The 13,721-nt window shown below is 61.8% G+C and carries 12 protein-coding genes; 3 read left to right on the forward strand and 9 right to left on the reverse strand.

Annotated features, from left to right (window positions below; genetic code table 11):
* Window positions 1-9: 9 nt before the first annotated feature.
* The gene (locus AXYL_RS34545) at window positions 10-297 is read right to left on the reverse strand and encodes a DUF4031 domain-containing protein (RefSeq protein ID WP_013396941.1); all 288 of its coding nucleotides are present in this window, start codon (window positions 295-297) and stop codon (window positions 10-12) included.
* A 41-nt stretch (window positions 298-338) separates the two neighbouring features.
* Here AXYL_RS34545 and AXYL_RS34550 point away from each other — a divergent pair, with 41 nt between their 5' ends.
* Window positions 339-665 carry a helix-turn-helix domain-containing protein gene (locus AXYL_RS34550; protein WP_158307675.1) on the forward strand — a complete coding sequence of 109 codons (327 nt, stop codon included), beginning with the start codon at window positions 339-341 and terminating at the stop codon, window positions 663-665.
* 96 nt (window positions 666-761) lie between these two features.
* On the opposite strand, the gene AXYL_RS34990 is transcribed toward AXYL_RS34550, so the two are convergent.
* From AXYL_RS34990 to AXYL_RS31510, 7 genes are all read right to left on the reverse strand, one after another.
* The gene (locus AXYL_RS34990; RefSeq protein WP_148260651.1) at window positions 762-1,331 is read right to left on the reverse strand and encodes a hypothetical protein; all 570 of its coding nucleotides are present in this window, start codon (window positions 1,329-1,331) and stop codon (window positions 762-764) included.
* 327 nt (window positions 1,332-1,658) lie between these two features.
* The gene (locus AXYL_RS31485) at window positions 1,659-2,093 is read right to left on the reverse strand and encodes a hypothetical protein (RefSeq protein ID WP_013396943.1); all 435 of its coding nucleotides are present in this window, start codon (window positions 2,091-2,093) and stop codon (window positions 1,659-1,661) included.
* On the reverse strand, window positions 2,090-4,099 hold the full coding sequence (locus AXYL_RS31490; protein WP_013396944.1) for a hypothetical protein: 2,010 nt from the start codon (window positions 4,097-4,099) through the stop codon (window positions 2,090-2,092). The genes AXYL_RS31485 and AXYL_RS31490 overlap by 4 nt, the downstream gene beginning before the upstream one ends.
* A complete protein-coding gene (locus tag AXYL_RS31495; RefSeq protein WP_013396945.1) occupies window positions 4,096-5,640 on the reverse strand; it encodes a site-specific integrase in 1,545 nt (514 codons plus the stop codon). Before AXYL_RS31495 ends, AXYL_RS31490 begins: the two co-directional genes overlap by 4 nt.
* Window positions 5,615-6,673 (reverse strand): tyrosine-type recombinase/integrase, encoded by a 1,059-nt coding sequence (locus tag AXYL_RS31500; protein WP_237709960.1) that lies wholly within the window; start codon window positions 6,671-6,673, stop codon window positions 5,615-5,617. Before AXYL_RS31500 ends, AXYL_RS31495 begins: the two co-directional genes overlap by 26 nt.
* Window positions 6,674-7,005: 332 nt before the next feature.
* Entirely contained in the window at window positions 7,006-7,527 is a 522-nt protein-coding gene (gene ssb, locus AXYL_RS31505; protein ID WP_013396947.1) for a single-stranded DNA-binding protein, read from the reverse strand.
* Window positions 7,528-7,820: 293 nt separating this feature from the next.
* Complete coding sequence (locus AXYL_RS31510) at window positions 7,821-9,017, reverse strand: MFS transporter (RefSeq protein ID WP_013396948.1); 1,197 nt, start codon at window positions 9,015-9,017, stop codon at window positions 7,821-7,823.
* 186 nt (window positions 9,018-9,203) lie between these two features.
* Between AXYL_RS31510 and uvrA the strand changes: the two genes are divergently transcribed.
* The gene (gene uvrA, locus AXYL_RS31515; RefSeq protein ID WP_013396949.1) at window positions 9,204-12,059 is read left to right on the forward strand and encodes an excinuclease ABC subunit UvrA; all 2,856 of its coding nucleotides are present in this window, start codon (window positions 9,204-9,206) and stop codon (window positions 12,057-12,059) included.
* A 33-nt stretch (window positions 12,060-12,092) separates the two neighbouring features.
* Window positions 12,093-12,755 carry a glutathione S-transferase family protein gene (locus AXYL_RS31520; RefSeq protein WP_013396950.1) on the forward strand — a complete coding sequence of 221 codons (663 nt, stop codon included), beginning with the start codon at window positions 12,093-12,095 and terminating at the stop codon, window positions 12,753-12,755.
* Between the two features lie 7 nt (window positions 12,756-12,762).
* Here the strand turns inward: AXYL_RS31520 and AXYL_RS31525 are convergent, their stop codons facing one another.
* Window positions 12,763-13,665: a LysR family transcriptional regulator gene (locus tag AXYL_RS31525; protein WP_013396951.1), complete on the reverse strand. Its 903-nt coding sequence runs from the start codon at window positions 13,663-13,665 to the stop codon at window positions 12,763-12,765.
* Window positions 13,666-13,721 lie beyond the last annotated feature (56 nt).

Consider the following 13,721-nt stretch of genomic DNA (forward strand, 5'->3'; position numbering starts at 1 on the left):
CTGAGTTTTCTATGACTGCAACACTGAAATTCCTTCTCTGCGAAGCTCGGTTTTCAACTGCTTCGCGCATGTCACGATAGTACCGCGGTCGCCCTCCAAGGCACCAAGCATCAGGGCTTTCTCTCGCACGCTTACTGTAACGTCGTAATGCGGATAAATAGAACTCTCTTGGAACCAAGAACGGCGGAGTCCGAGCCTCTGGGCGAAATCATGCAGTTCGTGCAATGAATCCGCAACTAGGTGACACCATAGCTTCCCGCGCCACGATATGCGCTCATTATCGACGTAGATTGCCATGCTTGCTATTTTGCAAAATTTTTTGCAAAATAGCAAGCAGCATGCAAACAAATCGCAAGTCAGCCCTCGCTGCTAAGCAACTCGGAGACACACTTCGACGTCGTCGACAAGAGCGCGGCTTAACCCTAGAACAACTGGCGTCCGAGCTCAACGTGGACGTCAGCCAGCTTTCCCGGTTTGAACGCGCGCAATTCAAAATCGTGTCTCAAAATTTGCAAAAAACTGCCGATTTTTTGCAAGTTCGGGTCGATGACGGCATCGAGGAGCCGGGTAGCGTGGTTGAGCAATTTGCTGAGCTGCTCGGTCGGTCTGCTAGACATAGAGCTGCTGCGATTGCTCTGGTCCGAGCACTCCAGGAACTTCGTTGACGCGTGCTCCCAGACATACGCTGGATTGATGGCTTAGCTTCGACCGTCGGGAGGAGGTGCGGAGTGCAGCCGGCAATCAGTTCGGCTGCGTTCGTTCTAACGGTTCACGTGACGTCGGATAAAGGCCCGATATTCGTCAGACGTATTAATTTGAACTTTGAATCCTTCAGCGATTTTCACCGGCCCCTTTCTAAACGAATTTCTTCCGAACCCGTCATAGCCTACTTCTGCATGCGCGCCCGCCCCGAGGCTGAAGCACCAACGACGAATGGAGGCCGACAGTTCTGCAAGATCCTCTCGTTGCAAACAGCGACCAGTTAGTTGGCCGTGAAAGACTTTATTTCGGACGTCTCTTGCATCTTCAAGAGCTGGCCGAAGTTCACCATATACCACCCCTACCATGTCTTCAACGGATGCACGATACAGGGCATTTATGCCTAATTCGAAACCTTCGTAATACGCGTTCCTGCTGGCACCCAGCACCTCCCTTAATCGTCCAATGTCTCCAGGCCCAAACGCTGGGGATTGGAAGATGAGATACGTGAAGAGCTTTCGAAGCTGCCGCTCCATCTTAATGACAGATAGCGTGAATGCATCAACTCCGCTAGTTGGCATTTGGCATTGTGTGATGAGATCGACTACTCTAAATTCACTTTCAACAGTCATGATAAGAGCCTGGGAACGACTTGGAGAGCGGCATCAGGCCGCCAGCTTTTGCCCATAATACGAGATCCAGCCTTGTCTTCGCGGATGCCATTGTCAGGCAATTCGCTCAGTTGCTCGGCCCGGTCTGCCAGACATAGAGCTTGCCTCAACGGGCCACTTTGAGGGCTTACAAGTGTTTTCTCTGCCTTTGAACCGGTCGCGTTCCGGCTTTGGGAGCGGGGCGTTAAACATATCCACCATACTGCCCTTGCGCTCTGCATTACGACCGATTTTTATTGCTCGGTTTCACTTCGTGCAAGCGACCGTCCCCCTGCTGGCCACTTTCCGTTACTTCGGCGGCTTGGAGCGCTCACGCTCCGGTTTCGGCAGCGGCGTGTTGAGCATCATGATGGTCACCCCTTTGCGTTCCGCGTTGTGCGCCCAAGTCACGAACTGCTCCTTAAGCAATCGGTTCTCCTGTGTCAGTCGGTCAACCTTGCCCTGCAGCCGGTCGACTTGCTCCAATGCCGCTCGTACCCGCTCATCGCGAGGCGTGGCAGGCGTGCCACTCCAGGTTCCCCTCAGGGCTTCCTTCTTGAAGGCAAACGCGTTGGCGATCTCCGGGTAGCCGGAGAAGGTAAATCGAGAGTAAGCAATGCCAGTTGAGTCCTTCACCGCAGCAATGAGCAAGTCCCATGTGAGCTTGCCCTTCCAGCCGTCCAGGGCAGCGAGGACTGCCTGAATGCGCTCGTCAGTCAGATCTGGCGCGCGAGTTTTCTTCATGACAACAATTTCCGTTTTGCGGTCTGGACGAAATGGATGGGTTGAGATGCTGGTTCCTGCGTGATGAGGGCAGGATTGATGACGTTCAACCGAATCTGGGCACCGCGCGGGACCGAGGGGTCCTCATATATGGACAGCAGTGAGTCGATACGCTCGAGCGTCTTCGTCTGGTGAGCTACCCACGAGTCAGCCCCGTATTCATCATCTGTAAGCCCCTGCTTTGCCACCTCCAGGAGTTGTTCCGTCTCGGCCTTGCTGGCGCGAAGGTTCGCCTCTTTGTGCGCTTCGCCCTTGACACACTCGTGCTCCTCGCAATTTATGCAGTCGCGGTGCATCTGGCATGGTTCGCTGGCGAAGTCATGCAGGCAGTACCCAAAGTCCGTTGTGTGAGCGGCTGTAGCACCCAGCTCAGAGAACTGCGTGCGGCCCACCAACCGGCGTGGCTCCCATGCAACTAACCCACCCATGAATCCCTGGCTCAAGGCATCACTGATGGGGGCTTGAACCTCATCGGAAGTCATGTGGTCATAGGCTCTGTTCTGGGCCGCGTCCTTCCGCCCAGAGAACAAGGCGATTTCGGCGCTGCTCATGCCACCCATTTGGGCAAGCATGTTCAGGTAGTGTCTAAGGCTGTGGGTGTTCATTTCGATAGGAGAGCCGTCGTCCTCCGTGTACCCGAATCGGTCAAAGATGCTAGGCCGCCCATCGTGCCGCACCAATGCGCTGGCGATTGTGCCGTAGTCCGCGCAAGTAAACATGCACCGGCAGGTCCTATTCGTCACGTGCATTTCGTCGACCCGGACGACGACCAACGAATCCTTGCAGAGCAACTGCGGGGCTCCTGGCACATAGGGAAACGTATCAGGTAGCATCGACAAAACAGCCTGCTCGACATCCTTGAAGGTGAAGGCGACACGTCTGGCATCCAGCTGGTGCTTCGGCAGCTTGTGCGTCTTCTGCGCCCAAGTGTTGGCCGAGACTCTTAGGGCGTCCTCGCCCCACAGAATCGCCGCAATCTCCGTCGTCGATAGCAGCTCGCGGCCACGAAGGTGGGCTACATCTTCATGGAGGTATATGGACGTCGGATTCTCGGTGTACCAAGCCGCAATCTCTTGAGCAGGCCGAGTTACCGCCAGAAGGTTCGCTACGGCTTGCTCCGCCACCGAAGCCATCACGGTTGGAAGCCACTTGATGGTATCGTTCGCACCCTTGGAACCCGCCCATCGCAACCCTACGTGGCCCGCGAAGCGACCGTCCCCCTTTTCAACGCAGTTCCGGGTCAGCCGCAGTACCTCATTGATTCGCTCCGGCGCACAAGTCATGAGAGCAGTGCCGCTCGATACAAGCACGTCACGCACTGCAACCGCGTCCTGAAAAATGCCCCCAAGGGCCCGCAATGCAGCGGCGGAGGGCATCTTCGATTGTCGCGCTGTTAGCGCTTCCTTGGAGATTCTAGAGCCCAGTTCGCGTGGCTTTTTTAGCCCATGCTCCCAGGGCTGTCGGAGGGTGATAAAGCCCTTCGAGCCCATCAGATCAGCCACTATCTTGAGCTGGCCTGCAACTCTATACGCGACGCCAGCGGAAACGTTCTTATGGGCTAGTTCGACTGCCGTATCTAGCACTTCCTCATTGACCGCCGTAGGTCGCGAACCCTTGCCCCACTCGCGCAGCGACGCCTCGAGATACCGCAGCGCGGAGATTCGGACCGCCTGCGAGGTGACCGGACGACTGTCCTGCAGGTAGACCAGGACTGCCTTGGCGAAATCGAGAAACTGCGGAGGCATTGAGGGGTCCGGCTTATCCTGACTAGCGGCCTCCATGGTGCTGAATATTGCTCGAAGCCTGCCGTTATGCCCCTTACGGTTCCCAGTGTCCCAGACGTTCCCGTCAAACTGGAGGCGGGCTCCTAGGACCTCGGATTGGCGGCACAGCGCGACGAAGGCGTCAAGGTTCTCCTGGGGTTCGCGCTCAGCGCGTGGGACGAAATGGAGGACAGTCCCGCTCACAATGTGCTCCCTTCGGCCCGCTGGGTCCGCACCATGGCGCACTCAGCGATGACCTCCCTTACCGCGATGATGGCCGCGTCATTGATGGTAGCCATCTTGGGGTCGGCAGACCACTTTTCTCGCTCCTGCTCCAAGCGAGCGAGGACCGCCTCATGGGGGCCGTCCAACCACGGCTCAAATCGAAAGCACGTATAGCACGCGACCGGTTTGTCGAACGCACAGGAGTGAGTCGAGCCGGCACAGCTCGCGAGACCTTTTGTCGACACCCTGAAGTCAATGATAGTGCTACCCGGCACGTCCTTTTGGGTCGCCTGCTCTTCACCGTTGATAAGGCGTCCATGAAAGCAGCGAGCAACCGGTGCAAGGTTAGGGCCCATCGCCTTGTTCATGTTCGAAAGGCCGGTGGGGGACTGCTCAAAGTAGACGTCGACGTTTTGCAGATCAACGTGCCCCAGAAGGTGCGCCACAACGGTCCTACTGGCCCCCTCGTCGACGAGCCGAGTGCCGAATGTCGGCCGGAATCTTTTAGGACTAACCGGCATCTCCTCGTAATCAAGCCTTGGAGTTGCGGGCGCTATCTCGCTGAGAATGCGCGAGAAAGTGTGGGACAACTGGTCCCTGGTACAGTGCCCATAGAACATGTCATCTTTACCTCGAAGTTGTTCTCTTGGACCTCGGGCCAAGACTTCGGCAACTGGAAAAAGCGGGGCGTCAGCGCCCCGGCCGGCGATTCGCTGGCTCTCTATGTGCTCCGTCACCATGCGACCGGTCTGCGGAGAAAGGTCAAACGTGAGAAAGCTCGCGCGTGAGTGCTCAAGCCCAGTCTTCACGCGTGGCAAGCGCAGAATGAACTTGCCATTGATACCCTCCAAGTCCTTCAACTTAAGAGAGGCGTACTGAGAAATCCGGCCACCGGCAGCAAACAGGAGGCGGAAAAGAACAATGATCCAACGCGGTATAGCACCAGTCCCGTAAGCCGCGTCCACCGCCTTGTAGAGGGTGATGTACTCCTCCTCGCTGAAAGGCCCATCGACCGGATCGCGCTGGCGCACAGCCGCACCCTTCACATTGCCCGGCTTGCGACGTTCACGGAGGTACTGAACGCACTCCGCCTCGACGCCAGGAAGATCCAGCGCATGCCACTTCTGCAACAGGACGTTTAGATTCCCGAGCCGCCATTTCTCATGCTCCTGAAGCCGCGCAGCATAGTTGGACACCTCGGAGACGCTCACGGACTTCAAAGGAGCTTGGCCGTCACGAAGCGCGAGGAAGTGTACGAACGCATTGAACAGATTCCCCGCGTACGTTGGAGCGTTAAGCTTCACAAAGACGTGCAGGGTGTACTTGAGCGAAGCAATAGGAAACGTCGCCGCCGTGCTTAGCCGGGAAAAGTCCAGCCGGATGCGGAACACTCCGTCGACCCAGTGCCAGAGATCGTCGTTCGGGTTGAATCCGATGCCGCTGCGCGTATGAGCACGTTCCGGCAGAGCGCGCGCTAATGCCCCTGTTTGCTTCTTATTTGTCGTCGCGGAGCTTGTCATCGAGTTCTTCCTGGAGCCTGAGGGCTAGTTCCCTGCCCTTTCTATCGGTGTACCGACGCGTATAGGTGGCCGCGATCTTCGAGTTGTCGCTCCAGCCCTGCTGGCTGTTGCGCGCCCGCTGTTCCGCGACCTCGGGCAGGTTCATGGCCTCGGCCTGTTCCGAAAAACGCTCGTTCCAGGTGTGACGCATCACGTGGCTAGTGAGGGTCATCGGTAGCTCAGGAATCGCAGCTCGCAACTCCTTGAAGAGCTTGTCCACGGCCTGCATTGATAGCGCATTCCCATCCTCCGAGACAATGATCTGTGGAATAGACCGTGCAGCCTTGATACCTCGGCGTTCCTTCAAGTACGCCTGCAGGGCCCTCATTACGGACGGTGAAAGCTCCACAGTCCGATCGTAGGTTTTCGTGTTCGGTTGTCGGAGACGACGGTCTTCACTGGCATCGGCACGACGCAGAATGTTCAGCTTTGGCTGATTCGGGTGGATATCGCCAATCTGAAGGCCGAGAAGCTCTCCCCTTCGCATACCGCTGGCAAGAAGAAGGACAACGATTAGCCAATTGCGCCGCCGGACAAAACCACGAACCCATGGGTTATCAGGAGAGTTCGGGTGAACCACAGCAAGCACTCGATTCTGCTCTTCAATACTGAGCCCCACCCGCGCGCCCAACTTTGCGCGCCTGGACACCTCTGGAATGTGCGTCCGGAACATCGTGATGGCACGTGTGGACTCCGCCTCGAGGTCCCGCCGGTCGCCATGAGGTAGCGAGGCTGCTACGTAGCCTGAGATGAACGAGAGGTAGTCCGCCATGTATCGAAGCCGAGACGCGCACGTCTGAGCGTCGACCGGTTGGCGTTCGACCTGCTTCTGGCTCTTCCGGATGCTAATTCGCCGGATGTCGATGACATTCGATTTGCCGTCGGGCGACTCAATTTCAAGGTCCTCGGACCGATAGCGAGCGGCTGACACGAGGCGATCCAACTCAGGGGCGGTAAGGAATTGCCCACTCAAAAGCCGCTCGAGCAGGTTCACGCCGGCTGCATCTAGCTCACGATACAGAAGCGCCAAGCAGCAGCAAACGAAGTGAATCGTGTTAGCCGCACGTCCCTTGTTTCGGTACTTCCCTAGAAATAGGGTGACCTCCTGAACCGGAAGTCCATTGACCCTCTGTAAGAGGGAGTGCCGTTCGCCGTTTCGGAACGTGATGCGTTGAGCAACAAATTTGGTCATCTACCCACAACTGTTGTGTATGTACGGTTTAGCCCACATGGGCACTACAGCACGAAAACAGGTGTGGGTAAAGAAAAAGGCCCCCCTCCAAAGGAGAAGAGGCCTTAATCAACATTAATAAGGGATGGTAGGAACTAGAACGGAATATCGTCGTCCATATCCGCCAAATTAGCACCGCTGCTGGCCGGAGCCGCTGCGGGCGCCGGGCGCTGTTGCGGGGCCGGGCGCTGGGCCGGGGCGCGCTGCTGTGCCGGACGCGAAGGCGCGTCGTCGTAGCCACCACCGCCGCCAAAGCTTGCGCCACCGCCGCCGCCGTCTTCGCGGCCACCCAGCATCTGCATCTGGTCGGCGACGACTTCGGTGCTGTAGCGGTCAGCGCCGGTGTCCTTGTCTTGCCACTTGCGCGTCTTCAGACGGCCTTCGATGTAGACCGAGCGGCCCTTCTTCAGGTATTCGCCGGCGATTTCAGCCAGGCGGTTGTACATGACGACGCGGTGCCATTCCGTTTCTTCGCGGCGTTCGCCCGAAGCCTTGTCTTTCCAGGTGGAGGTGGTGGCAATGGACATATTGCAGATTGCCGCCCCTTCGGGGCTGTAGCGGACTTCCGGGTCGCGTCCCAGATTGCCCACGAGTATGACTTTGTTAACCGATGCCATGCCGTTGTCCCTCTGTTGTTGACAGCCTGCGTGTGCGTTGCCGCGGACGCGCCGGCAACAACATAAAAGCGATGTTGAAGACCGGCTTCATGAAACACGCCGGTCACCGCAACGATGACCGGCGACGCCGGGTTAAACCCTGAGTGAAGCCCTGATTTGATGCGTATTATCGACGAAAAGAGCCCGCCGCGCCAAACCAGGATGTGACAAAGCCGTCCACCCCGGCTAGCCGATTTTCGCGGCTGTTGGGCGCTTTTCGGGGAACGATCCCCGACTTTCCCGAGGGGAATTCGCTAGCAAGCCGGCTGGGGCAGCGGCCGCAACGCCCAGGTCACGGCCAGCCAGATCGCCGACAGGATGGCGGCAGCGATGAAAACAGCGCTGGACCCAGAATGCGAGGCCAGCCAGCCGCCCAGCGCGCCACCCGCGAACAGGCCGGCGGCCTGGGCGGTGTTGTAGAAGCCCAGCGCCAGGCCTTTATAGGCCTGCGGCGCCACCCGCGACACCAGCGAGGGCTGCAAGGCTTCCAACACATTGAACGCCACGAAGAAGCCCGTCAGGGCGGCGGCCAGGGTGTAGAAGCCATGGCTGGCCGCGGGCAGCAAGGCGCACACCAACGCCAGTCCTGCAACGGCGGCGCGCAGGGCGCCGCGATGGGCGCGGCGCTTTTCCGCGATGAACACCACCGGCACCATCAGCACGAAGGAAACCAGGATGACCGGCAGATAGACCTTCCAAAGCTCGCGCGCGTCCAGGCCGCCTACCTTGGCCAACAGGGCCGGCACCACCACGAACAGCGCCACCTGGATCAGGTGCAGCACGAACACGCCAAAATTCAGCCGCAGCAGGTCGCTGTGGGTCAGGACTTCGCGCGGCCTGGCCGCCTGCATGGTGCGGGCCTGGGTCAACGGCACCACGGGCACCACCCAACCCGCCACGGCCAGGCAGATCACGCCCAGGCAGGCGATGGTCCAGAACAGGCCGGACAGGCCCCACCAGCCCACCAGCACCGGCGACAGCACCAGCGAAACGGCGAAGGACAGGCCGATCGACCCGCCCACCATGGCCATGGCGCGGGTGCGGACCTCGTCGCGGGTGGAATCCGCCAGCCAGGCGGTCACGGCCGCCGAAATGGCGCCCGCGCCCTGGATGGCGCGGCCGATGGTGATCCAGTACACGTCGGACGCCTGCGCACAGACAATGCTGCCCGCCACGAACAGCAGCAGGCCGAACAACACCACCGGGCGGCGGCCCCAGCGGTCGGACGCCAGGCCGAAAGGGATCTGCATGAAGGCCTGGGTCAGGCCGTACATGCCCAGCGCCAGGCCGACGCGGGCGGGATCGTCGCCGCCCGGCATGCCGGCAGCGGCCACGGCGAAGACGGGCAGCAACAGGAACAGCCCCAGCATCCGCGCGGCGAACAGGCCGGCCAGCGCCACGCTGGCGCGGCGCTCGGACGGGGTCAATTTCAGTTTTTTATCTGCCTGCATGCGAAAAATTCAACGATGACTAGGGCTCGCCCGCGCGCGTGCATGTCACACGCTCACGGTCTGATCTGGCGGTGCAATGCCGCCCCCGGGACTATCCAGGCTGAAGAACTGCCCCGAACGCAGGGGGATTCGGCGCGCTATAGTACCAAGTTGGCCTTTGAAACCGCTTAAAAGAGCCCGATCGACGTGACAATACGCATTCGGGGTGCGCGCACCCACAATCTCAAGAACGTCTCGCTCGACCTGCCACGCCACAAGCTGGTGGTCGTCACCGGCTTGTCCGGTTCGGGCAAATCCTCGCTGGCATTCGACACGCTGTACGCGGAGGGCCAACGCCGCTACGTGGAAAGCCTGTCCGCCTACGCCCGGCAGTTCCTGCAACTGATGGACAAGCCGGACGTGGACCTGATCGAGGGCCTGTCGCCGGCCATTTCCATCGAACAGAAGGCGGCGGGACACAACCCCCGCTCCACCGTCGGCACCATCACCGAGATCCACGACTACCTGCGCCTTCTGTACGCGCGGGTCGGCACGCCCTACTGCCCGGACCACGGCCTGCCGCTACAAGCGCAGAGCGTCAGCCAGATGGTGGACGCGGTGCTGTCCTGGACGCCCGAGACCCGCCTGGCGGTGCTGGCCCCGATCGCCCGCGGCAAGAAAGGCAGCTTCGAGGACGAGTGCGCCAGCCTGCAGGCGCAGGGCTACGTGCGCCTGCGCGTGGACGGCCAGATGACCGAAATCGACGGCATGGCGCCGCTGAAGAAGACTGAGAAGCACGACATCGACGTCGTCATCGACCGGCTGCGCATCAAGCCCGAGAGCAAGCAGCGCCTGGCGGAAAGCTTCGAAACCGCCTTGCAGCTGGCCGAAGGCCGCGCCCTGGCGCTGGACATGGACAGCGAGCGCGAACAGGTTTTCTCCAGCCGCTACGCCTGCCCGGTGTGCAGCCACAGCCTGCCCGAGCTGGAGCCGCGCCTGTTCAGCTTCAACAACCCCATGGGCGCCTGCCCCAGCTGCGACGGCATCGGCCAGGTCGGCTTCTTCGATCCCAAGCGCGTGGTCGCCTTCCCCGAGCTGAGCCTGGCAGCCGGCGCCATCCGCGGCTGGGACCGCCGCAACGCCTTCACGCATTCGCTGCTGACCAGCCTGGCGGCGCACTATGAATTCGACATCGAGGCGCCCTTCGAGGAACTGCCCGAAGCGCTGCGCGACAAGGTGCTGTACGGCTCCGGCGACGAAGAGATCTCGTTCCTCTATCTGAACGAGAAAGGCCGCAGCACGGTCAAGCGCCACACCTTCGAGGGCGTGATCCCGAACCTGGAGCGCCGCTGGCGCGAGACCGATTCGGCCACGGTGCGCGAAGAACTCGGCAAGTACCGCAACATCAAGACCTGCCCGGACTGCGGCGGCTCGCGGTTGCGGCCCGAGGCCCGCAACGTACTGATCGGCCAGGATCCGCGCGGCGGCGAACGCCACGGCCAGGCCATCTATGAAGTCGAGGCCATGCCGCTATCGACCTGCCTCGCCTGGTTCCGCGACCTGAGCCTGACCGGCGCCAAGCAAGAGATCGCGCAACGCATCGTGCGCGAAATCGAGGCGCGCCTGAGCTTCCTGAACAACGTGGGCCTGAACTATCTGTCGCTGGACCGCAGCGCCGACACCATCTCGGGCGGCGAGGCGCAGCGCATCCGCCTGGCCAGCCAGATCGGTTCGGGCCTGACCGGCGTGATGTATGTGCTGGACGAGCCCTCCATCGGCCTGCACCAGCGCGACAACGACCGGCTGATCGGCACCCTGCAGCACCTGCGCGACCTGGGCAACAGCGTGATCGTGGTCGAGCACGATGAAGACATGATCCGTATGGCCGACTGGGTGGTGGACATGGGGCCGGGCGCGGGTGAACACGGCGGCCAGGTGGTGGCGCAGGGCGACCCGGAAGCCGTGCAGCGCGACCCGAATTCGCTGACCGGCCAGTACCTCAGCGGCGCGCGCGCCATCGCCATTCCGCAGCGGCGCCCCGTCAACGAAGAACTGTCCTGGCTGACCCTGGCGGGCGCAAGCGGTAATAACCTCAAGACCGTGGACCTGCGCATCCCGTCGGGCCGGCTGGTGTGCGTGACCGGCGTGTCCGGTTCGGGCAAGTCCACGCTGGTCAACGACACGCTGGCGGTCGCCGTTTCGCGCCAGTTGCACCACGCGCAGAGCGAACCCGCGCCCTACGTGTCGATGCAGGGGCTGGAAAACTTCGACAAGATCATCAGCGTGGACCAGAGCCCCATCGGCCGCACGCCGCGCAGCAATCCCGCGACCTACACAGGCCTGTTCACGCCGATCCGCGAACTCTTCGCGGGCGTGCCGGAGGCGCGCACCCGCGGCTACGATCCGGGGCGCTTCAGCTTCAACGTCAAGGGCGGACGCTGCGAGGCCTGCCAGGGCGACGGCGTGGTCAAGGTCGAGATGCACTTCCTGCCCGACATGTACGTGCCCTGCGACGTCTGCCACGGCAAACGCTACAACCGCGAAACGCTGGAAATCCGCTATCGCGGCCGCAACATCAGCGAAGTGCTGGACCTGACCGTGGAGCAGGCGCTGGAGTACTTCGAGTCCGTGCCGGCCATCGCCCGCAAGCTGCACACGCTGATCGACGTGGGCCTGTCCTATATCCGGCTGGGGCAGAGCGCGACCACCCTGTCGGGCGGCGAGGCGCAGCGCGTGAAGCTGTCGCAGGAACTGTCGCGACGCAGCACCGGCCGCACGCTCTATATCCTGGACGAACCCACCACGGGCTTGCATTTCCGCGACATAGAACTGCTGCTGCAGGTGCTGAACCAACTGGTCGACAGCGGCAATACCGTGCTGATCATCGAGCACAACCTGGACGTCATCAAGACCGCGGACTGGGTGATCGACATGGGCCCCGAAGGCGGCGATGGCGGCGGCCGCGTGGTCGCGCAGGGCACGCCGGAAGACGTGGCCGACACGCCCGCCAGCCACACCGGACAGTATCTGGGCAAACTGCTGCGTCGCAGCCCGGGCGCATGAACCCTCACATCAATGGCTAGAAAGGATCGCGGCATGTACACCTTGATCATCGGCAACAAGAATTACTCGTCCTGGTCCCTGCGCCCCTGGATCGCCTTGCGCGCCACGGGCATTGCATTCACGGAACAGAAGCTCGGCTTCTTCACCGAGGAATTCTCGCGCCGCGTGAGCGCGGTGTCGCCCGCGGGCCTGGTGCCGGTGCTGCTGGACGGCGACTTCGCGGTCTGGGATTCGCTGGCGATCTGCGAATACCTGGCCGAGCGCCATCCCGAGGCCCACCTGTGGCCGCAGGACCCCAAGGCGCGCGCCCGCGCCCGATCGCTGGCCGCCCAGATGCACAGCGGCTTTGGCGCAATGCGCCAGGCGCTGCCCATGAACGTCGAGGCGCGGCTGCCCGGCATCGACCTGCCCGAGGCCGCGCGACAGGACATCTCGCGCCTGCAAGCCATCTGGCACGACACGCGCGCGGAATTCGGCCAGGGCGGCGCTTTCCTGTTTGGCGCATTCTCGATCGCCGACGCCTTCTTCGCGCCGGTGGTCTCGCGTTTCAATACCTATGGCATCGCGGCCGCGGGTCCGGTGCGCGACTACATGGACGCAGTGCTGGCGCTGCCCGCCATGCAGGAGTGGACGCGCGATGCACTGGCCGAAGCCACCTTCGTGCCCGAGGACGAGCCCTACCGCAAGCACCGCTAGCGCGGGTTCAATCGCGCAGGCGCTGGGCCACGAATTCACGCACCAGCGCCATCGCGGGCGCCTCGGTGCGGCCCGTCAAGGTCACCATCGCGAACAGCGCGTGGCTGCGCAGCGGCGGGTCGGTGGGCAATTCCGTCAGTTCGCCCGCAGCGATGCCGACCCGCGCCGCGCCCACGATGCCCAGGAATACCGCGTCCGACACGCGCACCGCTTCCAGCACGCTGCCGATTTCATCGCAGCGCAGGCGCATCGACGTCTGCGGGTCCGCCTCGATACCGAAATGCTCGACCACGATGCGTACCGTGTCGGCGGCCAGGAACGTCGACGCCAGCGGATAGGCCGCGACCTCCGCGAAGCGCGCCGGCCGCCCCGCCTGGACTAGCGGGTGGCCGCGGCGGCAGATGAACCCGGCGCGCATTTCCGATATGGGTTCGATGCGCAGATCGGCCGCCGGCACAATGCCGCGGGTATCGACCACCAGCGCATCCAGGCGCCGCTGGCGCAACAGCGCCAGATGGGCCTCCGGCGAACCGCGCATCACATCCAGCCGCACTTGCGGATAGTGTTGCGCCACGTGCGCCAGCAGCGGTGTCATGAGCATGACGCCTGGCCCCGATCCCAGGCCTATGCTGATGCTGCCCCGGTCGCCCTGGGTCAGCAGTTCGGCGCTGCGGCGCAATTCGCCCGATTCGAACAGGATGCGCCGCGCGCGGCCGGCGACGGTCAGGCCCAGCGGCGTCAGCTCGGTCCGCTTGCCCATGCGGTCCAGCAGCCGCGCCCCCAGGTCCTCTTCCAGCAGCCGGATGCTGCGGCTGAGCGCCGACTGGGTCAGATGCAGATGTTCGGCCGCGCGGCTGAAGGAGCCTGCCTCGGCCACCGCCAGCAGATGTTCGAGCTGCTTGAGATTCATGCCCGAGTCCCCGTTCAAGTATGAGTTTTTTTTCTAGCTTCCAGAATAACAATTCG

Origin of the sequence: Achromobacter xylosoxidans A8 (genome assembly GCF_000165835.1) — a bacterium.
GTDB lineage: Bacteria > Pseudomonadota > Gammaproteobacteria > Burkholderiales > Burkholderiaceae_B > Achromobacter > Achromobacter xylosoxidans_B.

Excerpts from the sequence above, each read along its gene's own strand:
- AXYL_RS34545 (WP_013396941.1), bottom strand. The coding sequence starts at position 297 with ATGGCAATCTACGTCGATAATGAGCGCATATCGTGGCGCGGGAAGCTA.
- AXYL_RS34550 (WP_158307675.1), top strand. The coding sequence starts at position 339 with ATGCAAACAAATCGCAAGTCAGCCCTCGCTGCTAAGCAACTCGGAGAC.
- AXYL_RS34990 (WP_148260651.1), bottom strand. The coding sequence starts at position 1,331 with ATGACTGTTGAAAGTGAATTTAGAGTAGTCGATCTCATCACACAATGC.
- AXYL_RS31485 (WP_013396943.1), bottom strand. The coding sequence starts at position 2,093 with ATGAAGAAAACTCGCGCGCCAGATCTGACTGACGAGCGCATTCAGGCA.
- AXYL_RS31495 (WP_013396945.1), bottom strand. The coding sequence starts at position 5,640 with ATGACAAGCTCCGCGACGACAAATAAGAAGCAAACAGGGGCATTAGCG.
- ssb (WP_013396947.1), bottom strand. The coding sequence starts at position 7,527 with ATGGCATCGGTTAACAAAGTCATACTCGTGGGCAATCTGGGACGCGAC.
- AXYL_RS31510 (WP_013396948.1), bottom strand. The coding sequence starts at position 9,017 with ATGCAGGCAGATAAAAAACTGAAATTGACCCCGTCCGAGCGCCGCGCC.
- AXYL_RS31520 (WP_013396950.1), top strand. The coding sequence starts at position 12,093 with ATGTACACCTTGATCATCGGCAACAAGAATTACTCGTCCTGGTCCCTG.
- AXYL_RS31525 (WP_013396951.1), bottom strand. The coding sequence starts at position 13,665 with ATGAATCTCAAGCAGCTCGAACATCTGCTGGCGGTGGCCGAGGCAGGC.